The sequence below is a fragment of the Sphingomonas sp. FARSPH genome (assembly GCF_003355005.1).
Lineage (GTDB): Bacteria > Pseudomonadota > Alphaproteobacteria > Sphingomonadales > Sphingomonadaceae > Sphingomonas.
The window spans coordinates 157,393-183,219 of the sequence record NZ_CP029985.1; the positions used below are offsets into that span (position 1 = coordinate 157,393).

The following is a 25,827-nucleotide window of genomic DNA, read 5'->3' on the forward strand; positions in this document are numbered from 1 at the left end:
GCGTATCAGAACGGCAGCTTGAAGCCCGGCGGCAGCGGCAAGCCGTTGGTCATCTTGGACATTTCCGCGCCGCTTGCGGCGTCCGCCTTGGCGCGCGCGTCGTTGAACGCGGCGGCGAGCAGGTCCTCGAGCATCTGCTTCTCCGACACCTCGATCAGCGAATCGTCGATCGAGATGCCGATGATGCGCCCCTTGGCGCTCGCCTTGACCTTGACCAGGCCACCACCCGCGACGCCCTCTACCTCGATCGTGTCGAGCTGTTCCTGCGCCTTTTGCAGCTCGTTCTGGACGTTTTGCGCCATGGCGAGGATTTCATCGAGATTCTTCATGCAAGCCTCCGTTTTCCGGGGAAATCTTCAAGTTCGGCATCGGGGAAGGCGGCGCGCGCGGCCTGGAGCATCGGGTGCGCCCAGGCGGCCTGCCGCGCGCTTTCCTCCTTCATTTCCTCCGCCTCGGTCAGCGTCGGTTCGCCCGGCACGTCGTCCAGCGTCACCTTCCACACCTTCTGCGTCAACGCCTTGAGCGCGGCGGCGAGTTCGGCGAGCGTATCGGCAGCCATCGGGCGACTGCCGCTGAACACGATCTCGAGCGGGGCGTAGCGGACGAGCCGCGCGCCGTGCCGCAGCCGCGCGGCGAGCGCGAGCTGTCCGGCATCGTCCAGCGCATCGACCATCGCGGCGAAACTCGCCGGAATCGCCGGCCCCGCTTCCTCCACTGCCGCGGTCGCGGTGACGGACGCGGGCGGCGCGGCGGGCGACCCCGTAGAGGCTGCGGCGGGCGGCGCGGCGATTTTGCCGCTGGCGATCTGGCGCGCAAGCTCGCCCGGATCGGGCAGCGTCGACGCATGGATCGCGCGGAGCAGCGCCATCTCCGCCGCCTCGATCGGCAGCGCCGCTTTGGCGACCTCGTCATGCCCCTTCAGGAACAGCTGCCACAAGCGGTGGAGCGCGGGGAAGGACAATTGCTGCGCCCAGTCGAGGCGCGCCGCGCGTTCCTCCGCGGGCTGCGACGGATCGTCCGGCGTGCCGACCTTGGTCAGCGTGATTGCATGGACCATTTCCAGCAACGACCGCAGCACGGACACGGGATCGACGCCGTAATCATATTGGCGGCGCAGGGCGGCGAGCGCGCCCTGCCCGTCGCCGGCCAGCACCAACGCCAGCAAATCGCGCACCGCACCCCGATCAGACAGGCCGAGCATCTGGCGCACCGCATCCGCGCCGACCGCGCCGCCCTCCAGCCCGGCATGCGCGATCGCCTGATCGAGGATCGACAGGCCGTCGCGCGCCGACCCTTCCGCCGCGCGCGCGATCAGCATCAGCGCCTCCGGCTCTGCCGCGACGCCTTCCTCGCGGCAGACGAAGGCGAAATGCTCGGCGAGTTGCTCGGCGGAAATCCGGCGCAGGTCGAACCGTTGGCAGCGCGACAGGACGGTGATCGGCACCTTGTTCACCTCGGTCGTGGCGAACAGGAACTTCACATGGGCGGGCGGCTCCTCCAGCGTCTTCAACAGCGCGTTGAAGGCGTTCTTGGAGAGCATGTGGACCTCGTCCACGATGTAGATCTTGTAGCGTGCGGAGACGGCGGCATAGCGCGCCGCGTCGATGATCTCGCGCACGTCGTCGACGCCGGTGTGGCTGGCAGCGTCCATCTCGATCACGTCGATGTGGCGCCCCTCCGCGATCGCGCGGCACGGCTCGCATCGCCCGCACGGATCGATCGTCGGGCCACCCTGCCCGTCGGGGCCGATGCAGTTCAAGGCCTTTGCGATCAGGCGCGCGGTCGACGTCTTGCCGACACCCCGCACGCCCGTCATCAGAAAGGCGTGCGCCAGCCGCCCGCGCGTGATGGCATTGCCGAGCGTGGTGACCATCGCGTCCTGACCGATCAGTTCGCGGAACGTCTGCGGCCGGTATTTGCGCGCGAGCACGCGATAGGCGTTCGGCTGGCTCGCGGGTTGCGGCGGCGCGCCGAGGTCGAAGGAGTCGGACATCGACCGCTAGATAGGCGGAACGGAGCGGGAATGGTAGCGGCCTGTGGGGGGGCTATATGCCCGTCATGCCGGGCTCGTTCCGGCATCCACGCACCCGCAAACCGAGCGGCCGCAGCATATGCCGGACCGAGGCCGGCTTGACGGATGGGCATTATAGGTTTTCGTAACGCGTCACGGCGAAGCCGTGACGTCGGACGGCGCGAAACGCGCCGCCGGCCGCGCTTGGTCGCGAAGGCGACCAGCGCGGTGGGAGCCGGGACGACCCGCGGCGAAATCGTTGCGGCTGCTTCCTTCCGGACCTGACCGGGTTGGCGACGACCACGTCCGCCCGACTCCCGCGTGCCATATGGCGGGGTCGGGCGGGATGATCAAGCGGTTACCAGCGGGCGGTGCGGCAGACGCGCACGCGGTGATGACCGCGCCAGCGCCAGTCGCACACGCGGCGTGCGTGGGCCCGGCCGCGCCAGTGCGGACCGCGATGATGCCAGCGCGGTCCGTCGTCGTGGCGCACGACGGTGCGCTCCGTCACCACGGTACGCTGCGCCATGGCGGGCGTCGCCGCGATCGGCGCAAGGCCAGTCAGCGCGACGGCACCGGCGGTCAGAAGGGTCAACATCTTCATCGGTCTTCCTCCTTCGGTGTTATCAGCGATAGACGCGGAAGCAGCGGCGCTCCGGCCCGTACCAGCCGCGTTCGATGCGGCAGACGACGCGCGTGCGACCGTAGCCGCCCCAGCCGTATCCGCCACGGTTCCAGCCGCCGCGATCCCAGCCGCGATGGTCCCAACCACGGCGATCCCAGTCGCGGCGGCCCCAGTCGCGACGATCCGGGCCACGATCGTGCCACCCGCGATCGCCCCAGCGCTGCGCCTGGGCAGGAGAGGCAGCGGCGGTCAACATGCCGGCGGCGAGCGCGCCGGCTCCGAGCAAGGCAACGAGTTTCATGACGCATCTTCTCCTTTCGTGCGCTCGATAATTCCGAGCATGCCCAAAAGGATGCATGACGCGCGATGCACGCGTCCTGAACCCGTCGTTGTCAAAATGTCAGGGTCGCTGACCGGGGAGCGCAGACGCGCGCCGGTCAGCCGGGGACGCGCACCGTCAGCCCGTCGAGCGCAGCGGTCAGCCATATCTGGCAGGCGAGCCGGCTGGTCGCGCGCGCATCGGGGGCGAGGTCGAGCAGATCCTCCTCCTCCTCGCGCGCCGCGGGCAGCCGCGCGAAATCCTCCACCGCGACAACGACGTGGCAGGTCGCGCACGCCATGTCGCCGTCGCACGTGCCCTCCAGCGGCTGGCCCGCCGCCTGCGCGACGTCGAGCAGGCGCGCGCCTTCCGCGGTGGTGATGTCGGTCGCGGTCCCCGCCGCATCGACGAAGCGGACGCGGATCATGCCCATGCCCGCTGGCGATCCGCCGCCGCGACGATCGCGTCGAGCCCCGCCGCCAGGTCGTCCGCGCTCGTATAGCGTCCAAAGCCGATGCGGAGGCTCGATCGCGCCTCGGCGTCGCTCAGCCCGATCGCGCGCAGCACATGGCTGGGCCGCCCCGATCCGCTGGCGCAGGCGGATCCGGCGGAGAAGGCGACATCGCGGCACTCGCTCATCAGCCGCGCGACGTCGAGGCCGTCGCGGCGGACGTTGAGATTGCCGCGATAGCGTTGCTCGACCGAGCCGTTGATCGTCCAGTCCGAAAGCCGTTCGGTCGCAAGCGTCCAGAGCCGGTCCAGGTGCACGCCGTCGTCATGGTCGCGGTCGTGCATCAGACGGACCGCAGCACCGAACCCGGCGCACAAAGCGGGCGACAGCGTGCCCGACCGCCCCGCCGCCTCCTGCGCGCCGCCGTGCAGCAGCGGCTCCAGCGTCACGCCGTCCGCGATCCACAGGCCGCCGATCCCCTTGGGTCCGTGCAGCTTGTGCGCCGACATCGCGATCAGGTCGCAGCCGGCGGGCAATTCGACGCGGCCATAGCCCTGCACCGCGTCGCACAGCATCAGTGCGCCCGCCGCCCGCGCCAGTGCCGCAATCTCCCCGACGGGCTGGATCACGCCGATCTCGTTGTTGACCAGCATCGCCGCGACGAGGCCGGTGCCCGGCCGGATCGCGTCGCGTGCGCGGTCGAGGTCGACCAGCCCGTCCGCGCCGACCGGCAGGACGGTCACCGCACGGCCCCGGCGCGCCTCCGCCACGACGGTATCGAGCACCGCGGCATGTTCGGTCGCCAGCGTGACGATCGGCCCCGTCGTGCCTTTGATCGCCCAGTTCAGCGCCTCGGTCGCACCACTGGTGAACGCGAGCGCACCGGGGGCGGCGGGGCCCATCCCTTCGACCTGCGCGCGCGCGATCTCGACCGCCGCCTTCGCCTGTCGGCCGGGGCGATGCGCTGCATGCGGGTTGGCGTGCTGCGTCTCCAGCCATGGCCGCATCGCGTCGTAAGCCTCGGGCGCGAGCGGTGTCGTCGCCTGGTAATCGAGGTAGATCATGCCGCGAACCGCCGCGTCGCCTTCGCCATCGCGCGCCAGGCGGCAATGAACGCATCGACATCGTCGGCGGTGGTCGTGCGGCCGAAGCTGACGCGGATCACCTCGCGCGCCGCCGCCTCGTCCCACCCCATCGCGGCGAGCACGTGGCTGGGTTTCATGCTGCCGCTCGAACAGGCGCTGCCCGCCGACACCGCAAATCCCGCCGCGTCGAGCCGGATCAGCTGCACCGCGGAGGCGACCCCCGGCAGGCGATAGGCACCGATCGCGGGATGGCGCGGGCTCGCATCGGCAACGACCTCGCCGCCGGAGCGGCGGATCGCATCGTCCAGGCGCGCGCGCAGCGGCGCGTGATCGGGCTCTTCCTCGGCGAGCGCGGCGGCATAGCCGAGCACGCCGGGCAGGTTTTCCGTGCCCGGGCGATAGCCGCGCTCTTGCCCGCCGCTGGGATGGAGCATCGCGAGGTCGCGCACCAGCAGCGCGCCGACGCCCGGCGGCCCACCCCGCTTGTGCGCGGAGACGGCGACGAGGTCGGCGTGATCCGCCAGTTCGACGCGCGCAGGCATCTGCGCCGCGTCGACGAGCAACCAGCCGCCCGCGGCATGGACGCGCGCGGCGATGTCCGCGATCGGCTGGCGCACGCCCGTCTCGCTGTTTGCCCATTGCACGCAGAGCAGCGCACGCCCCTCGCCCGCCAGCATCGCGTCGAGCGCCGCCATGTCGACGATGCCGTCGCGCCCCACCGGCACGACCGCCGCCGCCGCGCCGGCGCGCATCACCGCATCATGCTCCACTGCGGTAATCAGCCGGCGCGTCGCGGTGGTGCGGTTGAGCGCGATGGCGAGCGATTCGCTTGCGCCGCTGGTCAGCAAGAGGTCGCCCGGCCAGCCATGCGCGGCAGCGATCGCGGCGCGCGCCTCCTCCAGCGCGGCTCGCGCGGCACGCCCCTCCGCGTGCGGCGAGGAGGGATTGGCCCACAGCGCGAAGCCGCGCGCCATCACATCGCGCGCGGGCGGGATCAGCGGCGTGGTCGCGGCATGGTCGAGATAGAGGCGAGAGGCCAAGCGGGCGGGTTCCAATTGCGTGACGGGGCGGTGCGCCTATATAGCGCGGCAATCCCTGCGCTCCACCGGGGTCTCGTCCCGATCCGGGCGGCGATACCCGCGGCGCGCGTTCCTCTACGGCGCGAGACCCATGCCCGAAGTCATCTTTCCCGGCCCCGAAGGCCGCCTCGAAGGGCGCTTCGCCCCCGCCCCCCGCCCGCGCGCGCCGGTGGCGATGATCCTGCACCCGCATCCCAATGCGGGCGGCACGATGAATAACCGGCTGGTGCAGGAACTTTACAAGACCTTCCAGCGCCGCGGCTTCGCCACCCTGCGCTTCAACTTCCGCGGCGTCGGCAAGAGCCAGGGCGTGTTCGACAACGGCGTCGGCGAGCTGTCCGACGCGGCGAGCGCGCTCGACTGGGTGCAGAGCTTCCACCCGGAAGCGTCGACGACCTGGATCGCGGGCGTCAGCTTCGGCGCGTGGATCGGGATGCAGCTGCTGATGCGCCGCCCCGAAATCCGCGGCTTCATCTCGATCGCGCCGCCGGCCAACATGTACGATTTCAGCTTCCTCGCCCCCTGCCCCTCGTCGGGCATCATCATCCAGGGCGAGGCGGACGAGGTGGCGACGCCCGGCGCGACGCAGAAGCTGGTCGACAAGCTGCGAACGCAAAAGCACATCACGATCCACCACGACGTGATCCCAAAGGCGAACCACTTCTTCGAGCACGAGACGCCCGAGCTGATGCAGTCGGTGGACCGCTACCTCGACATGCGCCTCGACCCCAACTCGCCCATCCGGTGAGGCTCGGTGCAGCGAAATAGCAAAAGCTATTTCGCGCCCGGCGCCGAGCCCGGCCAGCGGCGCGCAAGCGCCGACTGACGACGCGGCTTCGCCGGGGCGGGGCCAGACCCCATCGCCCCATTGCGTTCGAAAATGAAGCGGGACCCCGGCTCGTTGGCCGGGGTGACAACAGGCCCCGTCGCCCTCAAGCCTGCTGCTGCCGCGACGCCCCCAGGAACGACACGGCGCCCTGCGCAGCGCCGAACAGATAGCCCTGAGCCTGCGGGCAACCTTCCTCCAGCACCATGCGCCGCTGCGCCTCCGTCTCCACCCCTTCGGCGACGACCGGAAGATTGAGGCTTCGGCCCAGCCCGACGATCGCCCGGATGATCGACCGCGCGGTCTCGTCGTCGGTGACGTTGCTGACGAAGCTGCGGTCGATCTTGATCTTGTCGAACGGGAAGCATTGCAGGTTGCTGAGCGACGAATAGCCCGTGCCGAAATCGTCCATCGCGACCCGCACGCCCAGCGCCTTGATCGCGTGCAGCGTCGCCAGCGTCGATTCGCGATGACGCAGCAGCACCGACTCGGTGATCTCCAGTTCGAGCCGCTCGGGCGCGAGGCCGCTTTCCTCCAGCGCGGCGCGCACCACCGCCGCCAGATTGGGCAGGCGGAACTGGACCGCCGACACATTCACCGCGATGCCGATACCGTCGGGCCACACCGCCGCGGTTCGGCATGCCTGGCGCAGCACCCACTCGCCGATCGGAATGATCGCCCCCGTTTCCTCGGCGATGGGCACGAACATGTCGGGCGGCACCTCGCCTCGCTCCGGATGCGTCCAGCGCAGCAGCGCTTCGTAGCCGACGACCGCGCCGAACGCGGTCGAGACGAGCGGCTGAAAGGCAAGATGCAGCTGGTTGCGCGTGATCGCGTGGCGCAGGTCGTGCTCCAGCTGTCGCCGCTCGCGCGCCAGCCGGTCCATCTCGTCGTCGAAGAAACAGGCGACGCCGCGTCCCTCCTGCTTGGCGCGATACAGCGCGACGTCGGCATTGTGGCGCAGCACCTCTGCCGACAGGCCATCCTGCGGGAAGTTGGCGACGCCCAGGCTGCAGCCGACCGCCATCGGGTCGAGCGCCGGGTTCATCTCCGCGGCAAACGTCGACAGCACGCGGGCGGCAAGGACGCGCGCGTCGTCGGCGCTGCCGTTGTGATGCTGGACGACGACGAACTCGTCGCCGCCGATGCGCGCGACAAGGTCGCACTCGCGCGCGCACCGGCACAGCATGTCGGCGACGCGGCGCAATATCTCGTCGCCCGCGGCATGACCGAAGACGTCGTTCACCGCCTTGAACCGGTCGAGATCGACGGCGATCAGCGAGAAGGGGCGATCCTGCGCGATCGCGGCGGCCAGATGCCGGTCGAGCGCGGCGCGGTTGGGCAGGTCGGTGAGCGGATCGTGCGAGGCGAGATGTTCGACGACGCGTTGCGCGCGGTAGCGTTCGGTCAAATCGCGGATCGCCAGCACGACGCAGGCGCGGCCGCGATATTCGACGTGGTGGAAGGCGATCTCGACGATCTGGTCCTCCGCCTCACGCCGGGACAGGCGGGTCTCGAACGGCCTGACATCGCCCGACCCGACATCGACCGCGACCCATTGCTCGAACCATTGGGCGGGCGACGTGCCGATCACGCTGCCCGCCGCGCAGCCGAGCATGGCGCACGCCTGTGCGTTCGCCTCGACGATGCGGCCATCGGCGACGATCATCAGCCCCTCGCGAGTCGCATCGGCGAGGCCGTGCAGGTCGGTCAGCAGCCGGTCGACCACCGCGCCTGCGATCGTCAGCGCAACGAGCAGCAGCGTGACGACGACGATCGCGAAGATCATCCACTCGCTCGACCCGCCGGCCGCATCGACGGTGCGCGTCGGATCGGGAACCAACGTCGCGGACGCCATCGCAGTGAAATGCAGCACGACGATCGCGCCGATCGTCAGCGCGCTCGGCACGCCCAGTCGCGCCCAGCCGCGCACCGCAAAGAAGGCGACGAACGCGCCGGTCATCGCGACGCCCGCGATCGCGAAGGCCACCCCGATCGGCAGCAGCTGATATTGGATCGTCGCCGGTGCGATGATCGCCGCCATGCCGGTGAAATGCATCCCGGCGACGCCACCGGTGCAGATCGTACCCGCCAACGCGGCGCGCCCGACGCCCGGTCTGCGCCCGAGCATGATGAACCCCGTCCAGAAGGCGGCGATCGCGACGACCACAGACAGCGCGGTCATCGCCGCATCGAACCGGATCGGCATCGCGCCCCGATAGGCGAGCATGGCGATGAAATGCGTCGCCCAGATCGCGCAGCCTGCGACGACCGCGGATGCCGCCACCCAGTGCCGCCGCCGCCGTTCGACGCAGTCGAGCGACCGCCGCAGCAGGAAGAACAGCGACACGATGCCGATCGTACAGATCGTCGCGGCCAGCAGAACCAGCCGATAGTCGTGTTGATCGACCACACATTCGAAGACGTTGAACACCAGCCCCACCCAATCATTCAACTACGGGGCAAGTGTCTCCGATCGAGGATAACGGAAGGTTTACACGTCAGAAGAGATGAAACCATTCGGGTTGCGTTTGGCACCTCAATGACTATTCGTCCGTATCGCGTCTTTAATGAATCCATTCCGGTTCCGATCGGACGATCGACCGGCTTTACATCGACCAGATCATCACGTTGCCAAGCAGCACTGCCGCCATGATCAGCAACAGCACCGCCTTCTTGCGGTCCTGCCCCTTCGCCCACATCGCGCCGCCGCCGATCAGGCATGCGAAGCACCCGATCATCGCGATCGCCGGCGCGGCCTGCGCGATCCCCGCCAGCGGCCCGGTCATGCGCAGACCTCTGGCGCGACGGCCGCGGGCGCGCGGATCGCCGCGGCATAGGCATCGATATCGACATTGCCCCCCGACAGGACGACGAGCATCCCGGGCGCAGGCACGATCCTGCCGGACAGCAGGGCGGCGAGCCCCACCGCGCCGCCCGGCTCGACGACCAGCCGCAAGCGTTCGGCGGCCCAGCGCTGCGCGGCGCGGATGTCCGCCTCGCTGACCGCGACCCCGGTCGCGTCGCGCCGCGACAGCACGTCGAACGTCAGCGGCGACACGCGCTGCGTCTGGAGCGAATCGCACGCGGTCGGTGGCGGGTTGGCGCCGACGGGCTCGATCCAGCTCGCCTCCAGGCTGCGGCGCATGTCGTCCCATCCCTCGGGCTCGACGACGCTGATCGCCACGTCGGGCAGCGCGAGCGCGATGCCCGCGGCTAGCCCGCCGCCGCCGCACGGCACCACGACGTGCGTCGGTGCGCCGAGGCCCGCGGCCGTCATCTGCACCGCCGCCTCGATCCCGGCGCTGCCCTGCCCCTCGATGATCCACGGATCATCGAAGCTCGGCACCAACGTGGCGCCCCGCGCCTCCGCCAGCTGCGCCGCGATCTTCTCGCGCGATTCGCGCGCCCGGTCGTAGCGGACCACCTCCGCGCCGAGCGACAGCGTGCCGTTGAGTTTGGCCGCCGGCGCGTCGGCGGGCATCACGATCGTCGCCGGCATGCCGAGTCGCTTCGCGGCCCAGGCGATCCCCTGCGCATGATTGCCGCTGGAGAAGGCGACGACCCCGCGCCGCCGCGTCTCTTCATCCAATGCGGTGAGCCGATGCCATGCGCCGCGGACCTTGAACGCGCCGATCGGCTGCAATGACTCCGCCTTGAACGTGACCGTCACCCCATTGATTTCATGCACGAAAATCGGAGTCGGCGGCAGGATGCGCGCGATCTTTTCCGCCGCATCCCTCGCCCCGGCGCGCGTCGGCTGTCGCAAAATTGTCATTTTTTATCCTTTCGCGCGCCAACCCACTTTACACGGGGGTCCATCGTCCCTAACTCGCGCCTCCGCTGCCCCATGGGACTTCCAACCGCAAGGCAGCTTTTGTCGTCGTCATGCCGCAAGGCAATTGGAGGTCCCTTGAGTTGCACCAGCATCATCGCGCGCTGGGGTTAGCGCCCCTCTCGACCGCCGGCTCCCCCGTTTTCGGAGGCGGCATCGACATCGCAAGGCGGAACCCGGTCGAGCCGGTAACGCTGATTCGTCCGCACGCCGCGGCACGGGCTGCCCGATTCTTCGCCGAGAAGTTTCCGGGTAAGGCCATGTATGCGGTCAAGGCGAATCCCGACCCCGCGCTGATCGCGACGCTGTTCGCGAACGGCATCACCACGTTCGACGTGGCGTCGATAGCGGAAGTGCGCCTCGTCGCGCGCACCGTGCCCGGCGCAGGGCTGTGCTTCATGCACCCGGTCAAGGCGGAGGAAGCGATCCGCGAAGCGTATTTCGTCCATGGCGTGCGCACCTTCAGCCTCGATTCGATCGAGGAGCTGGAGAAGATCGTCCGCGCGACCACCGACGAGGACGGTGTGCTCGCGACCGATCTGACGCTGTGCGTGCGGCTGCGCGTCTCGTCGGAGCATTCGGCGCTGTCGCTGGGCGCGAAGTTCGGCGTCGGCCCCGACGAGGCGAAGGACCTTTTGATCCGCACCCGCCAGGTCGCGGACGCGCTCGGCATCTGCTTCCACGTCGGCAGCCAGGCGATGACGCCCGAAGCCTATGCCAATGCGATGGAGCGCGTGCGCGCGGCGATCGTGCTGGCGGCGGTGACCGTGGACGTGATCGACGTCGGCGGCGGCTTCCCCTCGGTCTATCCGGGCATGAACCCGCCGCCGCTGGAACGTTATTTCGAGACAATCCACCGCGCGTTCGAGAGCCTGCCGATCAGCTATTCGGCGGAATTGTGGGCTGAGCCGGGCCGCGCGCTGAGCGCGGAATACAGCTCGGTCGTGGTGCGCGTGGAGCGTCGCCGCGGCAACGAGCTGTACATCAACGACGGCGCCTACGGCTCGCTGTTCGATGCGGCGCATATCGGCTGGAAGTATCCAGTCGCGTTGCTGCGCGAGCCGGAATCGACGGTGCGCGATCATCCGTTCAGCTTCTGGGGTCCGACCTGCGACGACATGGACCGGATGGACGGGCCCTTCCCGCTGCCCGCCGACGTCGGCACGGGCGACTTCATCGAGGTCGGCATGCTCGGCGCCTATGGCGCGGCGATGCGCACCGGCTTCAATGGTTTCGGTACCGGCGAGACGGTCACCGTCTCGGACGAACCGATGCATTCGATGTACGTCGGCGACATGCCGGCGGTTCAGCCGAACGTCGTAAAGCTGTAACGACCCTTTTATAGTTCGACGGTCTCCCCTTCCCGCCTCGCGGCGGGAGGGGGCCGTTTGGGTTTTCCGCGTCCCCATCAACGACGGCGGGTCTTGGAACAGGCAAAGGCCAGTCATGACCGACACTCTTACCAAAACCGCCGGTGCCAACGCGCCGATCAACGACACCCGCAAGGCCGAACTGCTGTCGAAACAGGTCAAGCATATCGACATCAAGAGCTTCGACGCGCGCCCGATCGTCGACGCGATGAGCGACATGAGCTTCACCAGCCGCGACCTCGGCCGCGCGACCAAGATCTACAACGAGATGCTGGCCGACAAGGACTGCACCGTGTGCCTGGTCATCGCGGGCTCGACCTCGGCGGGTGGCTGCATGGACCTGTATGCGGAACTGATTCGCAACAACATGGTCGACGTCGTCGTCGCCACCGGCGCGACCATCGTCGACATGGATTTCTTCGAAGGCCTCGGCCACAAGCATTATCAGGCGCTCGAAATCCCCGACGACGATACGCTGCGCTCGCTGTACATCGACCGCATCTACGATACGTACATCGACGAGGAGCAGCTGCAGGACTGCGACTTCACGATCAACAAGATCGCGAACGAGCTGGAGCCCCGCGCCTATTCGAGCCGCGAGTTCATCCGCGCGATGGGCAAGTATCTGTCGGAGCACGGCAAGAAGGAAAACAGCCTCGTCAAGCTCGCCTACGAACATGACGTGCCGATCTTCTGCCCGGCGTTCGTCGACTCCTCGGCTGGCTTCGGCCTCGTCAAGCATCAGGTCGACAATGCCAAGGAAGGCAAGCCGTATCTGATGATCGACGCGGTCGCGGACTTCCGCGAGCTGACCGAGATCAAGATCCAGGCGGGCACCACCGGCCTCCTCATGATCGGCGGCGGCGTGCCGAAGAACTTCATCCAGGACACGGTCGTCTGCGCCGAGATCCTCGGCCACCACGACGTCGAGGTGCACAAGTACGCGGTGCAGATCACCGTCGCCGACGTGCGCGACGGCGCCTGCTCGTCCTCCACGCTGCAGGAGGCGGCAAGCTGGGGCAAGGTCAATACCGGCATCGAGCAGATGGTGTTCGCCGAGGCGGGCAGCGTGATGCCGCTGCTGGCGTCGGACGCCTATCACCGTGGCCACTGGAAGGACCGCCCGGTCCGCAAGTGGGGCGCGATTTTCGGCGACAAGTGAGCCTGACGGGGGCGGCGGAAACATCCGCCGCCCCTTTTCGATGACGGGGCTTGAGCCCGCGAAGACACCGATGCACACTCCCCCATCGAACCGGGGGGGGATGAATGATGATGATGCTGGCCGCCGCCTTGCTGCTCCAGGCGGCCGCGCCGCCCCCCACGACTGCGCTGCCCGCGAAACCCGTTGCGAGCCCGGCCGCTGTGCGGATCGACGTCGCGCGCATGGCGGCGCTCTACGACGAAGTGTGCCTGCAGACCTTCCCGATCGACACCGCGGTCGACGCGCTGATGATCCACAAGCAGGCGACGCCCATGACCGCGGCGGAGGTCAAGGTGACGCTGCACGACGATCCCGGCCGCGGCTGGCGGATGCGTGCCGGCGACCAGGTCTATGACGTCGTGCTCGAACTGCCGCTGTTCCACGCCTGTTCAGTGCGGACCAGCGATCCGATGGTCGCGACGGGCGATCTTGCCCCCTATCGCGCTGTCGCCGACGCCTTCGTCGCCAGCCACCGCGGTTTCGTCGCGGGCGATCCGATGGACGCCGCGCGCGGGGGCATCAAAATCCACGCCGAGATGCAGGGGCGCCCGTTGCCCGGCAAGCTGTTCGAAAACCTGCTCGTCATCGAGCAGAAGGTGGTCGACGCCGCGCAGCTCGAACCGGGCACGGTGCCGAGCCCGCTGCGCTTCGTCCACCAGATCGTTACCCAAAACTAAGGGGCCCAACCGATGCACAGCGAAATCCTGCAGCCGATGGTCGCGCTCGTCGCCTGGACGCTCGTCATGCTGCTGTGGACCGTCGCGACGCGGATGCCCGCAATGCGGGCGGCGGGCGTCGACATCACCACATTGGTGGGCAGCAAGGGCAGCGACGCGGATCGCGCGCTGCCGCCGCGTGTCCAGTGGAAGGCGCACAATTACAACCACCTGACCGAACAGCCGACGCTGTTCTACGCGATATGCGCGGTCATCGCGCTGAGCGGCACGGGCGATGGTCCCAATGCATGGATCGCCTGGGCCTATGTCGCGCTGCGCATCGTACACAGCATCGTCCAGGCGACGATCAACCGCGTGATGGTGCGCTTCATGCTGTTCGGGCTGTCGACGTTCGCGCTCGTCGCGCTGACGCTGCATGCCGCGATGGCGGTTTTCTGAGGCTTGGTAGGAAAAGCCTGGAGAGAGACGGACGTTACAGCCGCGCGGTGAGCGCCACGAAATCCTGCGTCCGCGCCCGCAGCGTCCGCGTCGAGGCCGACAGCGTCGCCGACAGCCTTTCCAGCCGGACCGCATCGTCGCCCACCGCGACCGCCTGATCGCTGATCGCGCGGGTCCGGTCCGAGATGTCGGTTCCTGCGACGACCGACTGGTCGACGTTGTGCGCGATCACGCGCGTCGCATCCGATTGCTCGCCGATCGCCGTTTCGATCGATTGCCCCAGCCCCGCGATCGCATCCATCGCGCGCTGCGCATGCCGCTGGCTGTCGACGACGTCGCCCAGCAGCCGGTACATGTCCTCGACCCGCGCACCGACATCCTTGGCGGTGGCCGCCGTCTGGCTGGCGAGCGACTTCACCTCGCTCGCGACGACCGCGAAACCGCGCCCCGCGTCGCCGGCGCGCGCCGCCTCGATGCCGGCGTTGAGCGCCAGCAGATTGGTCTGCCGCGCGATGCTCTGGATCAGCTGCAGCATGTCGTCCACCGCCGCGGCCGACGTCGTGAGCGCGTCGAGCCGCCCGCCCGCCTGCTCCATCGCATCGCGCGCGCCGATGCGCATCCGGCGCGCCGCAATCGTATTCTCGCCGATCCGGTCCAGCGCGGCCGACAGCGCGTGGCCACGCGTCGCGATCTCGTCCAGCGCCTGCGCGGTCTGCACCGCCGCCGCGGCGACCGATACGGCATCGTCGCGCGAATCGCCGGCGCATCGCGCCAGCAGCGCGGCGACCGCGCCGATATCGTCGCCGATCCGGCCCATCTCGTCCGCCAGCGTCGCAACCTCTGCGGTGAAGGCATCGCCCGCCGCCCGGATCCGCACCGCGCGCATCTCGCGCTCCGCCGCCAGCGTCGCCTCCCGCTCCGCCGCCAGCCGCGCGAAGGCGTCCGCATCCATCAGCGCCACGAACCGCCCCGCGCGGGTCAGCACCAGCCCATCGCCGCCGGTGCGCGCATAAGCGGCGAGGATCGTCTCGGACGGCAGGTCCGCCTCGATCCGGGCGCACGGGCGGATCACCGCATCCAGCGATCCGCCGAAGCTCGGGTTCTGCATCAGCGCATGGCCGAACGGATTGAACAGGATGCTGCGCACGTCCAGTTCGCGGACGACGCCGACCGGGCGATCCTGCGCGTCGACGATCGCCAGCAGACGCAGCGCCGGCATCGCCCGGAACAGCGCGATCACCTCTGCCAGCGTCGCGCTGCGCGGCAACGATCGCGCATCGCCCAAATCGTCCGGCACCTGGGTGGACAGCGATCCATCGCGCAGCATGTCGAGGTCAAGCAGCATGGCGTCGTTGCTAGGCCATGGCGGTAAACGCGAAGTTAGGGTTTGGTGACGCCACGATGACAGTGGCGCTTTCCTGAGTCGTCGTGCCGCAGCGCGCCTTAGCCGAACAGACGCTGGCAACTCCGCTCGAGCATCATCAGCTGCCACAAGGTGCGGCCGTGATCGCCGCGGCCCGCGCCGTGATCGGCGGCGAGCCGCGCAATCGTCGCCATGTCGAACCAGCCGGTGTCCGCCAGGAAGCGCGACGTGCCCAGCGCCTCCGCCGCGGGGCGCAGGTCGCCGCGGAACCACGCGCCGATCGGCGTGACGAACCCCATCTTGGGGCGATAGAGGATGTCGCGCGGCAGGTACGGCTCCAGCGCGCGTTTCATCAGCCACTTGCCCTCGCCGCCGTGCAGCCGCATCCGCGCCGGCAGCGTCGCGGCGAATTCGACGAGGCGATGGTCGAGCAACGGCTCGCGTGCCTCCAGCCCCACCGCCATGCTGGTGCGATCGACCTTGGTCAGGATGTCGCCGGGCAGCCAGATCTTGATGTCGGCATATTGCGCGCGGTCGATCGGATCGCGTGCGGGCGCGTCGCGCATCGCCGCGACATAGCGGTCCTCGGCGCGATGGCCACCCAGCGCGCGGCGCGCCGCCGCGCTGAACAGCCGCGCGCGCCATGCGGGCGTCGTCACCCCGACGCTGCGGGCATAGGCCTCGTCGCCATCCATCGCGAGCGCGAGCAAGGTCGTCTTCGCGCGCAGCGACCGGGGCGCCCAGTCCGCTTTCGGATAGGCGTGGCCGAGCGCACCGAACGCGCGCCGCCGCCAAGCGGGCGGCATCAGCCCGCGCACCCGCTCCTCCGCCGCCTGGAAGCGATAGCGGCGATATCCGGCCAGCGCCTCGTCCGCGCCGTCGCCCGACAGCGCCACCGTCACCCGCTCGCGCGCCAGCGCCGATACCTGGTAGGTGGCGAGCGCGCTGCCGTCGGCGAAGGGTTCGTCGAAATGCCGCACCAACGTGTCGATCAGCGCGAAATCGTCGCTCCTAACGACCTGCGCGTGGTGATCGGTGGCGAAACGGCGCGCCACGGCTTCCGCATGCGCGCGCTCGTCGTGGCCCGCTTCCTCGAAGCCGATCGTGCAGGTGCGCACCGCCTGCGGGCTCGCCTCTGCCATCAACGCGACGACCGCGCTGCTGTCCACGCCGCCGGACAGGAACGCGCCGAGCGGCACGTCAGCGACCATGCGGCTGCGCACCGCCTCGCGCATCCGGTCGATCAGTTCGGCCTGCAATGTACGCGCCGACCCGCCCGCACGGTCGCCGAAGCTGATGTCCCACCATTGGCTGGGACGCGGCACCGGATGGCCGCGGCGCAGCACCAGCACGTGCCCCGCGGGCAGCTTGCGCACGCCCGCGACGATGCAGGCATCGTCGGGGACGTAGCCATAGGCGAGGTAATCCTCGACCGCGGTCAGGTCCGGCACGCGGCGCAGCATCGGATGCGCGATCAGGCCCTTCAGTTCGGACGCGAAGGCCACGCTGCCGTCCGCCAGCTCGACATAATGGAGCGGTTTCACCCCGAACCGGTCGCGCGCCAGCACCAGCACGCCCGCGTCGGCATCGTGAAGCGCGAAGGCGAACATCCCCTGCAACCGGTCGAGCAGCCCGACCCCCCAGGCGCGCCAGCCATGCAGCAGCACCTCCGTGTCGCCGACGGTGCGGAACCGCGCGCCACGTCCGGCCAGCTCGGTGCGCAGCGCGGCGAAATTGTAGATTTCGCCATTGTACGTGACGCTCAGGCCGCCGTCGTGCATCGGCTGCGGCGATCCTTCAAGATCGATGATCGACAGCCGTCGGTGGCCGAGGCCGACGCCCGGCGCGGTCCACACGCCGTCGCCGTCGGGCCCGCGATGCGCCTGGACGTCGATCATCGCGCGGACGCGGGCGGGATCGACGGGCTTGGGGGTGCCGGGGTGGAAAATCCCCGCGATGCCGCACATCCTCAGCGCCCCGCGGCGCGGTCGGCGAGCACGCGGGTCGGGCCCAGCGCGGCGGCGAGCGCGGCCAGATCGGCACGCGCATCGCGATGCGCCACGATCGGCACGGACAGATGGATCGCCACCGCACGCTGCGGGCCGCCGAACAGCTTCGCCTTCATCGTCTCGATCTTCACCCGCCGCTCGTCCGCCGTCACCGTGTCGCCGACCACGTACCACGTCGCGACCAGCCGCTCCACCGCATGGCCATGCGGACCCGGCGCGGTGATCCGCATGACCGCGCCGCCGGCGATCGGCGCCTCGTCGTCGACGCGCAGCCAGCGATCCTCCTCGCGCAGCACGCCCGTCCCGAACGCGCCCAGCTTGTGCCCCTCTCCCTGCGTCGCGAAGACCGCGATCCACAGATCGACCGGCAGATCGTTCCGGGCGTAGCGCGCCGCCGCCATCCGGTCCGCACCGGGGTAGAAGGGATGCCAGTCGCCCGTGGGTACGCCGGTCCGCTGCCATCCCGCCGGCCGGGGCAACATCGGCGCAGCCAGCGGCGGCCCACCGCGCGCGGCGCCCGCCGCCCATACCGGCCACAGCCCCGCCAGCGCGAGCGTCAGCACCGTCGCCAGCGGCAGGCCGATCGCACCGCCATGGGGCGGGCGCAATGTCGCCGGATCGAAGGCCGGCGCATCGGGCGCCCGGTCGAACCAGCGCCAGCCGATCGCCAGCACCGCCGCCATCACGATGCCGAAGAACATCCAGCCATAGACGATATGGTCGAACCCCGTCGCCGCCTCGACGCTGGTCAGGTCCGCGGCATAGATGGTGCCGAACGCGCGCAGGCCGTTGGCGAGGATCGGCACGACCACGCTCACCACCAGGAACGCCGCGCGCCGCCGCCACGACAGGAAGCAGGTGTTGGCGACGAGCACGCCGAACGCGACCATCGCGATGACGAACTTTGCGCCCGAACACGCCTCCGCCACCTCGAACCAGTACCGGCCGGCATGGATCAGCACGCCGTTCGATACCGCCGGCACACCGACCAGATGCAGCAGCGGCATGACGATGCCGACGGTCAGTTGCTGGAGCGGCGGCTCCAGCTCCTCGCCGAACGGCACGAGGAAAAAGGCGTAGCAGAGCGGCAACAGCAGCCCGCGCGCGACCTGTGCGCCGAGCAGCGTGACGACTGCGCCCTGCAGCATGACGACGAGGCCGAACTGGCGCGCGAAGCTGACGCCGCCTGCCTCGCCCATCAGCCAGCCGATCCCGCCCAGCGCGACGAGCAGCAGCCCCGGCCACCATGCCCGCGGCGTCAGCCGGGACAAGGGTTCGCGCCGCTGCCACACCAGCCAGCCGATGACCGGGCCGATGAACAGGCAGTGGCCGAACGTCGTGCTCGTCCACCAGATCGTCACCAATCGCGCAACGTCGCGGTGGAAGATGGCGAGGATCGCCAGCGCCGCGATGGCGAGCGCGACCAGATGCCGCCGCCACGCGGTCGCGGCGGGCGCCGCCGACAACGCGATCGCACCGCTCACGCCGCGACCCGTCGGCGCGTCAGGCCGAGCAGGCCGTCGAGCGGCGCGAGCCGCGCGGGCCAGGCGTAGCGCGCCATCACCTGCATCCGCGCGAGCCGCCCCTGCGCCGCCGCCTCTGCGGGCGCGTCGAGCAGGGCGGCGACCTCTGCCGCGAATCCTTGCGCATCGGCGCCGACGCGGATCGTCCCGACATGGTCGATCCCCTCGGCTGCGGCGGGCGAGGCGACGACGGGCCGCGCCATCGCCATCGCCTCCAGCACCTTGTTCTGAATGCCGCGCGCGAGCTGCAGCGGCGCGACGCACACCGCCGCCGCGGCGAGCCACGGCCGCACGTCGTCGACCGCGCCCGTCACCTGCACATGATCCCCGGCCAGCGCGCGCACCGCCGCGGTCGGCGCACGGCCGACGATGGCGAAGGTCGCGGCGGGATGCGTCGCGCGGATCAGCGGCAGGACGTCGTGCGCAAACCAGCACACCGCCTCGACATTGGGGCGATAATCCATCTGTCCGGTGAACAGCAGCAACGGCGCGTCGGCGTCGACCGGCGTGACGCGCGCGGGATCGTAATGCGCGGCGTCGATGCCGTTTTCGATCGCGACGATCCGCCCCGTCGCGCCGCCACTGCGGAACAGCGCCGCCTCCGCGTTGCTGACGAAGACGCTGGCGTCAACGCGCGCCGCGACGTCGCGCTCGAACGCGCCGAGCAGCCGCGCCTCGCGCCGCATCATCCAGCGCATCGGCGCCGCGCCCTGCTTGGCGAACCCGGCGAACTTGGCCGAATCGACGTCGACGAAATCCATCACGACGCGCTTGTCGCCGGCGGGCAGATATTGCGCCATCTGCCCCGAAAAGCCGTAGATCGCATCGATGGGCTGGACGCCGAGAAGGTCGCGCACCGCGCGCCGCATCGCCGCCGCATCGAACGCGGCGAGCGAAACGGGACGCCCGGTCGCCAGCGCCTCGATCGCGGCGCGCGCCTGCGACTTGCGGCGCGGTACGATCGTCGCGCTGGCGAGCTCGGCGGCAAGGTCGGAGGGGACGACGCGGTCGGCATCGTCTTCGGCAAAGGCGATCAGGTGGACGCGCGCCTGGCCGGCGAGGTGGCGCAGGATATGATAGCCGCGGATCTTGTCGCCGCGGTCGGGCGGATAGGGTGCGCGATGCGCGAGGAACAGGATGTCCATCACCCCAGCCCGCGCGCGATCCACGGCCCCAGCAGATTGGCGACCGGCAACGGCAGCCGCTGCCACGTGCGCACCATCAGCGCATATTTGGGATTGAGCGGATTGACCGCGCGCGCCGCGCCGGCGTGCCGCGTCGCATAGGTGCGCGGCTCGGGCACGAAGCCCCAGTTCTTCTTGAACGCCGCCGCCCCCGTCCCCGTCTTCGACCGGCCGAAGTCGAACCGGGCGCAGCCGCGCGCGCGCGCATGGCCCATCAGCGCGAAATACATCCGGTCGTTGGCGCGCAAGGTCCGCGCCGCCGCGGTGCCGCCGCCCCAATAGGGATAGACGGTGCCGCCGAAATACAGGCTGAGCACGCTCGCCTCCGCCCGGCCCGCATGGCGCACGGTCAGCACGTCGCTGTCCAGCTCGTCCGCGACCGCGCGGAACAGCTTCGCCGGAAACACCGGCGTGCCCAGGTTACGCACCGATTCGGCATAGACGCGATAATGTTCGCCCAGCATCGCCGCATCGCGGCCGGTGGCGACGGTCAGATCGCGATCAAGGCTCTTGCGCAACTCCGCGCGCTGTTTGCGCGGCACGGCGAGCAGTTCGGCCTCGTCGTCCGCCGCGAGCGGCCGGGCGAAGCCCAGATAGCTCGTCGTATCGATCGTCCACCCCTCCGGCGCCGCGCCGCCGCGCAGCTCGACCGACGGGCAGCCGATCCGCGTCGCCATGTTCCAGGCCGCCGCCGCCAGCGCCACGCCGCCCTCGCCCAGCACGCCGCCGTCGACCGCGAACCCGGCCGACACCAGCGCCTTGCCGAACACGGGCGAGCGCATCTCGCTGAGCGGCAGCAGCCCGGCGAGGCCGCCATCGGCCCGCTCCACGATGAGATAGCGCGCGCGCTGCCCCGTTCCGCGTGCGACCGCGCGGCTCCAGCCGGTCAGGTGGAACGGCGTCGCGCCCTCCGTCTCGCGCACTAGGCCATCGATCCGGTTCGCATCGCGCCGATCGGCCAGGTCCGCCTCGCGGACGACGAAGCCCGTCGTCACGCGGGCATCGCCGCGGCGGTGCGCCGCACGACTGCATCGACCCGGCCCCATTGGTGGCGGGCGATCAGGCCCGACAGTTTGCCCGCCATCGCCCCCAGCCGGGAATAATGCCGCACCCGCGAGCGCAGCGGCGCGTTGGCGACACGCGGCTGGCCGGGATCGACCTCCCACGGGTGGAAATAGAAGACCGCCGCCTGCCGCTCGGCATTGACCTGGCGCACCGCGAAATCGGTGAGCGCGGCGGGCAGCATGCGGAAGAAGCCACCCCCCGTCGCCAGATGCCGGCCGCCGACCTTCGCCACCGTCACCGGCAGTTCGATGAGCGCGCTGCCCGCAACAGGGCGGAAGGCATAACGCGGCGCCTCGCGCCAGCCATAATGGTCGTGGCGGACGGGCGCGACGCTGGACGAATAGGCATAGCCCGCCGCCGCGAGTTCCTGGTGCGCCCAGGGCGTGCGCGCATCGATCGAAAAGCTTGGCGCGCGATAGCCGGTGATCGCCTGCCCGCCCGCATCCTCCAGCGCCGCCTTGGCGCGGGCCAGATCGGCGCGGAACGTCGCCGCGTCCATCGTGAAGACACGCTGGTGGTCCCAGCCGTGGCTCGCGATCTCATGCCCCGCCTCGGCGATACGCCGGATCAGGCGCGGGTGACGCGCGGCGACCCAGCCGAGCGTGAAGAAGGTCGCGCGCACGTCGGCCGCGGCGAACAGGTCGAGCACCGCGCCGGTGTTCGCCTCCACCCGGCTCGCGATCGAATCCCAGTCGCCCTTGTCGATGACGCGTTCGAACGCCCCGACCTGGAACCACTCCTCGACGTCGACCGAGAGGCCATTGAGGATCGGATCAGGCCGCATCGTCCCACGCCGTCGGACTGCGGATGGGCATGGCGGCGGCCTCGTCGGCGGGGCCGTCAGCGGCGGTCGCGGCGGCATGGACGGCCGCGGCGGACGGCGCCTCGCGATCCGCCTCCACCCAGTCGACCAGCAACGTCAGCACGCGGCGCAGAGCGCGCTCCTGTTCCTCGATCCGCGCCTCCAGCGTCGCAACGCGGCGCTCGAGTGACGCATCGGCAACAGACGCCACCACTTCGGGTTCGGCGTCCGTGTCGTCATGCACCTCCGCGACCGTTTCCGGCGCGGGGGGTTCCGGCGCGGGCGCGTGGTCGGCTTCCGCCTTTCCATCGTCCAGCGGCGCGTCGTCCTGGACCGGCGTGAAATCGAGCCAGCGCGCCGTACGCGGCACGAAGCGGCGGACGCGTTCATCCTCGACGGGCGCAGCCGGCACGGCCTCGACGGCGGCCGGCTCAGGCACAACCTCGGCAAGGGGCGCGGTTGCAGCCGGCAGATCGGCGTTGAGATCGCGCAGCACGCTGCGCACCAGCCGCGCATCGATCAGCGCGCGATCCTCGATCGACGCCTGCAACATCACGCGCCCGGTCAGCAGGTTGAGCCGCCGCGGCACGCCGCCCGACCCGCGATACAGCGCGTCGAACGCATCGTCGCTGAAATCGGGCTGCCCCTGCCACCCGACCAGCGACAGGCGGTGTGCGATGTAATCGGCGACTTCGTGCGGCTCCATCGGGTCGAGGTGGTGGATGGCGATGACGCGCTGGCGCAGTTGCTCCAGCCGCGAGGATCCCTGCAGGCGGTCGCGGAACTCAGGCTGGCCGAGCAGCAGAATCTGCAGCAGCGCATGCCCGCCCGCCTGGAAGTTGGAGAGCATGCGCAGCTCCTCGACCGCATCGATCGGCAGCGCCTGCACCTCGTCGACGATCAGCAGCGTCCGCCGCCCCGTCCGCGCGACGGCGTGCAGCCCGCGTTCGATCGCGGTCAGCAATTGCGCCTTGGTCAGCCCGGCGGGGTCGACGCCCAACCCGGTCGCGACGATGCGCAGCAGGTCGCTGGCCTCGATCGCGGTCGACACGATCGTGATGACGTTGAGCGCCGCACGATCGAGTTGCTGCGTCAGGTGCCCGACCAGCGTCGTCTTGCCCGCCCCGACGTCGCCGGTGATGACGATGAACCCCTCGCCCTGCGCCAGGCCATAGCCCAGATACGCCATCGCCTTGCGATGCGTCGCGGTCTCGTACCAGAAACGCGCATCCGGCGTCAGCTGGAAGGGCCTTCCCGTCAGCCCGAAATGGTCCTCGTACATGCCCGATCCCATCAGAAGGAGTAGCGCGCGGCGAGCTGTGCCTGCGCCGACCATTGCGTGTCCACCGCCGGCAGATCGAAGGCGTAAAGGCCCGCCGACGCGCTGGTGGTGATGCGGCCGAAACGGCGGCCGTAACTCGTCGTCGCGCCGTACGACCATACACCCGCGCTGCGCGCGATGCCCGGCTCGTAATAATTGACGAACACGGTCGCGTCGATGTTCGACACCGCGGTCAGCGTGCGGTTGAAGAACAGCTGGCCGTAGAAGCTCTGGTCCTCAATGCCATACAGGCTCACGCCCTGGACAGTGTCGGGGTTGTAGAGCTTGCGGTTCGCATAGCCGACGCCGCCGCCGTAGGTGTTGCGGCCGCGCGTCGCGGTGAAGACCGCATCGGCGCCGCGCGCGCGATAGCTCGCGGTCGTGATCGACTGGAACACGTCGTTCAGGCATCCGCCCGGCGTCGACCCCTGCGTCGAGAAGACGCAGCCGTTATATTGCTGCGTGAAGGCATCGCGCGCGGAGATGAAGCTGGTCGGCAGATTGTTGAGCCCGGTGCGCAGTTGCTGGCCGAAGGTCGTGACGCTGTCGTACACGTCCGCGGCGAACGCGGTATTGTCCGACGTGCGATAGGTGACGAGCCCGGTGTAGCTGATGCTGCCATAGCGCCGGCCGACATGCGCCTCCGCCGAGGTGCGGCGGTTGGGCCGCCACACGACGCCTGCGTCGTAATAGACGCCGTCGGTGCGATAGGTGATGCGCCGCGGCGATGCCGCATCGGTAACGTAGCGGCCGTTGCCGTCCACCGCCGGCGCGCCGGGCGAGGTGAAGACGGGCGAGCGCTGGCTCGTCTCGATCTTTTCGTATCCGACGCCCGCGGTCAGCGCGACATAGGGCGACACGGGCGCGAGCACGTCGCCGCGCACGCGCCAGGAATCGAACCGGCCATCCAGCTGTCCCGCATCCTCGCGGCTCCATCCACCCGACAGCGTCGCGCCGATCGGGGCGAGGTCGCCCGGCTTCACGCCGACGCTGACGCCGGCGACCTGCCCGAAGCTGCTGTCGTAATAATCCAGCCGCGGCGATCCCGCCGGCAGCCCGGCGAACGAGGGCACGTCGACCTTGGTATAGCCCGCCAGATAGCTCGCCGCGATACCGACCGGCCCGGCCTGGCGCGCATAGCTGGGGCCGCCATAGACCGCATAGATCTGGCTGACGTTCGCATCGCCCAGCGTCAGGATGCCGGGCGCCGCGCCGCGGATGTCGCTGCGCGTGCGCGTCGCGATGCCGCCCGCCTCCAGCGTCAGCCCCTGCGCCAGATGCGCGGACACGCGCGCCAGGCCGTAATGGATGTCGTCGTCGCCGACGTTCTTGTCCCACGAAAAGCGACGTTCGTAGCGATAGGACAATTGCCCCTGCACGCGGCGCGTCGAGGACGACACGTCGATCCCCGCGGCAAGGCTGGAATAGGTCAGCACGTCGTCGTTGCTGAGATCGGCGAGCAGCACCTGCCCGACCTCGATATAGGGGGTCACCGCAACCCGGCCGCGATCCTGAGCCTGCGCCTGCGCGCCTGTCGCGACCAGCATCGCGCCGACACCGATGCCACCCAGCAGCGCGCGGATCACTTGCCCGTCTCCTGTCCGTAATAGGTGCCGAAGCGCTGCGCACCCGGGATGAACGACACCGCGTTGAGCACCAGCGCGATATGGTCGCATCCGTCGAGCAGCTGCACCGCCTGCTTCAGCTCGCTTTCGGGGGTGCGGTCGGCACGCACCACCAGCATCACCTGCCCGACCAGCATGGCCAGCACCGCGGCGGGCGACGCCGCCAGTGCGGGCGGCGAATCGAAGATCACGATGCGCCGCGGGTTCGCCGCGAGCAGCCGCGCGATCACCGCGCGCGTCCGAGCGGAGGCGAGCAGTTCGGTGTCGGTCGCGGTGCGCGTGCCCGCGGGCAGGATCGACAGGCCGCCGACATCGGTGCGGATCACCAGGCTCTCGACGTCGATATGGCTGTCGGCGAGTGCGTCGAGCAGCCCCGGCGTCTCGGCAAGGCCCAATTGCGCGAGCACGTCGGGCTTGGCGAAATCGGCGTCGACCAGCAGCACCTCGGTGTCGCGTTCCGCGGCCATCGACAACGCGAGGTTGATCGCGCAGAACGTCTTGCCGTCGCCCGGCCGCGCCGAACAGACCAGCACGGTGCGCGCCTTGTCGGCCTCGGCCCCCTGCGCGACGCGTTCGCGCGTGATGAGCAGCTGGCGCTTCACCAGCCGGAACTCTTCCGCCAGCGGGCCGACCGGCGCACCCGGCACGATCATCCCGCCCTCGGCAAGCAGGCCGCGATCGATGCTGGCGATGTCGGACAGTTCGGGCGCGTCGTAGAAGGCGGCGGGCAGTTCGTGGCCGACCGGCGCGCGCAGTTCCGCGGGGATCGCGAGGAACGTGGGATCGTCGACCGGTGCTTCGGGCTCGACCACCTGTGGCACGACGACCGGAACCGGCGCTGCGTCGGGCGCGGCAAAGACGTGGCGCGACAGCGGTGCGGCGGGCGGGATCGCCGCATCCGGGATCGGCTGGCGACCGCGCGCGTGCGCGCCGAAATCGTAGACCTTGGCCGCACGCTCGAGCAGCGAATCGCCGCCGGGGCGGATCGGGCGCTTGGGGGGGGACATGTTGGTCATCC

The 25,827-nt window shown here is 69.8% G+C and carries 24 protein-coding genes and 1 other RNA gene; 5 read left to right on the top strand and 20 right to left on the bottom strand.

The window, feature by feature from the left end; translation table 11 throughout:
* Positions 1-5: 5 nt before the first annotated feature.
* The 8 genes from DM480_RS00805 to DM480_RS00840 form a co-directional block, all read right to left on the bottom strand.
* On the bottom strand, positions 6-329 hold the full coding sequence (locus tag DM480_RS00805; RefSeq protein WP_115377130.1) for a YbaB/EbfC family nucleoid-associated protein: 324 nt from the start codon (positions 327-329) through the stop codon (positions 6-8).
* The gene (locus DM480_RS00810; protein ID WP_115377131.1) at positions 326-1,993 is read right to left on the bottom strand and encodes a DNA polymerase III subunit gamma/tau; all 1,668 of its coding nucleotides are present in this window, start codon (positions 1,991-1,993) and stop codon (positions 326-328) included. Before DM480_RS00810 ends, DM480_RS00805 begins: the two co-directional genes overlap by 4 nt.
* 242 nt (positions 1,994-2,235) lie before the next feature.
* An RNA gene (gene ffs / locus DM480_RS00815) (signal recognition particle sRNA small type) lies at positions 2,236-2,333 on the bottom strand.
* Positions 2,334-2,369: 36 nt separating this feature from the next.
* Entirely contained in the window at positions 2,370-2,615 is a 246-nt protein-coding gene (locus DM480_RS00820; RefSeq protein ID WP_115377132.1) for a hypothetical protein, read from the bottom strand.
* Between the two features lie 22 nt (positions 2,616-2,637).
* A complete protein-coding gene (locus tag DM480_RS00825) occupies positions 2,638-2,937 on the bottom strand; it encodes a hypothetical protein (protein WP_115377133.1) in 300 nt (99 codons plus the stop codon).
* A 136-nt stretch (positions 2,938-3,073) separates the two neighbouring features.
* The gene (locus DM480_RS00830) at positions 3,074-3,382 is read right to left on the bottom strand and encodes a 2Fe-2S iron-sulfur cluster-binding protein (RefSeq protein WP_115380607.1); all 309 of its coding nucleotides are present in this window, start codon (positions 3,380-3,382) and stop codon (positions 3,074-3,076) included.
* Positions 3,379-4,470 (bottom strand): cysteine desulfurase family protein, encoded by a 1,092-nt coding sequence (locus DM480_RS00835; RefSeq protein WP_115377134.1) that lies wholly within the window; start codon positions 4,468-4,470, stop codon positions 3,379-3,381. The genes DM480_RS00830 and DM480_RS00835 overlap by 4 nt, the downstream gene beginning before the upstream one ends.
* Positions 4,467-5,531, bottom strand: coding sequence for a cysteine desulfurase family protein (locus DM480_RS00840; protein ID WP_115380605.1), 1,065 nt, complete (start codon positions 5,529-5,531; stop codon positions 4,467-4,469). The genes DM480_RS00835 and DM480_RS00840 overlap by 4 nt, the downstream gene beginning before the upstream one ends.
* Before the next feature lie 130 nt (positions 5,532-5,661).
* On the opposite strand from DM480_RS00840, the gene DM480_RS00845 reads away from it, so the two are divergent.
* Positions 5,662-6,318: an alpha/beta hydrolase gene (locus DM480_RS00845; protein ID WP_115377135.1), complete on the top strand. Its 657-nt coding sequence runs from the start codon at positions 5,662-5,664 to the stop codon at positions 6,316-6,318.
* Positions 6,319-6,502: 184 nt separating this feature from the next.
* Here DM480_RS00845 and DM480_RS00850 read toward each other — a convergent pair whose 3' ends face one another.
* The 3 genes from DM480_RS00850 to DM480_RS00860 all read right to left on the bottom strand — a co-directional run bounded on the left by DM480_RS00850 (position 6,503) and on the right by DM480_RS00860 (position 10,174).
* Complete coding sequence (locus DM480_RS00850) at positions 6,503-8,851, bottom strand: bifunctional diguanylate cyclase/phosphodiesterase (RefSeq protein WP_232834062.1); 2,349 nt, start codon at positions 8,849-8,851, stop codon at positions 6,503-6,505.
* Positions 8,852-9,005: 154 nt separating this feature from the next.
* Positions 9,006-9,185 carry a hypothetical protein gene (locus DM480_RS00855; RefSeq protein WP_115377136.1) on the bottom strand — a complete coding sequence of 60 codons (180 nt, stop codon included), beginning with the start codon at positions 9,183-9,185 and terminating at the stop codon, positions 9,006-9,008.
* Positions 9,182-10,174: a threonine ammonia-lyase gene (locus DM480_RS00860; protein ID WP_115377137.1), complete on the bottom strand. Its 993-nt coding sequence runs from the start codon at positions 10,172-10,174 to the stop codon at positions 9,182-9,184. Before DM480_RS00860 ends, DM480_RS00855 begins: the two co-directional genes overlap by 4 nt.
* A gap of 140 nt (positions 10,175-10,314) precedes the next feature.
* Here DM480_RS00860 and DM480_RS00865 point away from each other — a divergent pair, with 140 nt between their 5' ends.
* The 4 genes from DM480_RS00865 to DM480_RS00880 all read left to right on the top strand — a co-directional run bounded on the left by DM480_RS00865 (position 10,315) and on the right by DM480_RS00880 (position 13,917).
* Complete coding sequence (locus DM480_RS00865; protein WP_115377138.1) at positions 10,315-11,562, top strand: type III PLP-dependent enzyme; 1,248 nt, start codon at positions 10,315-10,317, stop codon at positions 11,560-11,562.
* 115 nt (positions 11,563-11,677) lie between these two features.
* Positions 11,678-12,763 carry a 1,9-bis(guanidino)-5-aza-nonane synthase gene (locus tag DM480_RS00870; RefSeq protein WP_115377139.1) on the top strand — a complete coding sequence of 362 codons (1,086 nt, stop codon included), beginning with the start codon at positions 11,678-11,680 and terminating at the stop codon, positions 12,761-12,763.
* A gap of 104 nt (positions 12,764-12,867) precedes the next feature.
* Positions 12,868-13,479, top strand: coding sequence for an NMCC_0638 family (lipo)protein (locus tag DM480_RS00875; protein ID WP_115377140.1), 612 nt, complete (start codon positions 12,868-12,870; stop codon positions 13,477-13,479).
* A gap of 12 nt (positions 13,480-13,491) precedes the next feature.
* A complete protein-coding gene (locus DM480_RS00880; protein ID WP_115377141.1) occupies positions 13,492-13,917 on the top strand; it encodes an MAPEG family protein in 426 nt (141 codons plus the stop codon).
* Between the two features lie 34 nt (positions 13,918-13,951).
* Here the strand turns inward: DM480_RS00880 and DM480_RS00885 are convergent, their stop codons facing one another.
* The 9 genes from DM480_RS00885 to DM480_RS00925 all read right to left on the bottom strand — a co-directional run bounded on the left by DM480_RS00885 (position 13,952) and on the right by DM480_RS00925 (position 25,825).
* On the bottom strand, positions 13,952-15,262 hold the full coding sequence (locus DM480_RS00885) for a methyl-accepting chemotaxis protein (protein WP_115377142.1): 1,311 nt from the start codon (positions 15,260-15,262) through the stop codon (positions 13,952-13,954).
* 98 nt (positions 15,263-15,360) lie between these two features.
* On the bottom strand, positions 15,361-17,247 hold the full coding sequence (locus tag DM480_RS00890; protein WP_115377143.1) for an XrtA/PEP-CTERM system amidotransferase: 1,887 nt from the start codon (positions 17,245-17,247) through the stop codon (positions 15,361-15,363).
* 2 nt (positions 17,248-17,249) lie between these two features.
* The gene (gene xrtA, locus DM480_RS00895) at positions 17,250-18,773 is read right to left on the bottom strand and encodes an exosortase A (RefSeq protein WP_198665866.1); all 1,524 of its coding nucleotides are present in this window, start codon (positions 18,771-18,773) and stop codon (positions 17,250-17,252) included.
* Positions 18,770-19,957 (bottom strand): TIGR03087 family PEP-CTERM/XrtA system glycosyltransferase, encoded by a 1,188-nt coding sequence (locus DM480_RS00900; protein ID WP_115377144.1) that lies wholly within the window; start codon positions 19,955-19,957, stop codon positions 18,770-18,772. Before DM480_RS00900 ends, xrtA begins: the two co-directional genes overlap by 4 nt.
* Positions 19,957-21,042: a FemAB family XrtA/PEP-CTERM system-associated protein gene (locus DM480_RS00905; RefSeq protein WP_115377145.1), complete on the bottom strand. Its 1,086-nt coding sequence runs from the start codon at positions 21,040-21,042 to the stop codon at positions 19,957-19,959. The genes DM480_RS00900 and DM480_RS00905 overlap by 1 nt, the downstream gene beginning before the upstream one ends.
* Complete coding sequence (locus DM480_RS00910) at positions 20,988-21,845, bottom strand: XrtA system polysaccharide deacetylase (RefSeq protein WP_115377146.1); 858 nt, start codon at positions 21,843-21,845, stop codon at positions 20,988-20,990. Before DM480_RS00910 ends, DM480_RS00905 begins: the two co-directional genes overlap by 55 nt.
* A complete protein-coding gene (locus DM480_RS00915) occupies positions 21,835-23,145 on the bottom strand; it encodes an ExeA family protein (RefSeq protein ID WP_115377147.1) in 1,311 nt (436 codons plus the stop codon). The genes DM480_RS00910 and DM480_RS00915 overlap by 11 nt, the downstream gene beginning before the upstream one ends.
* A gap of 11 nt (positions 23,146-23,156) precedes the next feature.
* Positions 23,157-24,770: a hypothetical protein gene (locus DM480_RS00920; RefSeq protein WP_232834064.1), complete on the bottom strand. Its 1,614-nt coding sequence runs from the start codon at positions 24,768-24,770 to the stop codon at positions 23,157-23,159.
* The gene (locus tag DM480_RS00925) at positions 24,767-25,825 is read right to left on the bottom strand and encodes an AAA family ATPase (protein ID WP_115377148.1); all 1,059 of its coding nucleotides are present in this window, start codon (positions 25,823-25,825) and stop codon (positions 24,767-24,769) included. The genes DM480_RS00920 and DM480_RS00925 overlap by 4 nt, the downstream gene beginning before the upstream one ends.
* Between the last annotated feature and the right edge of the window lie 2 nt (positions 25,826-25,827).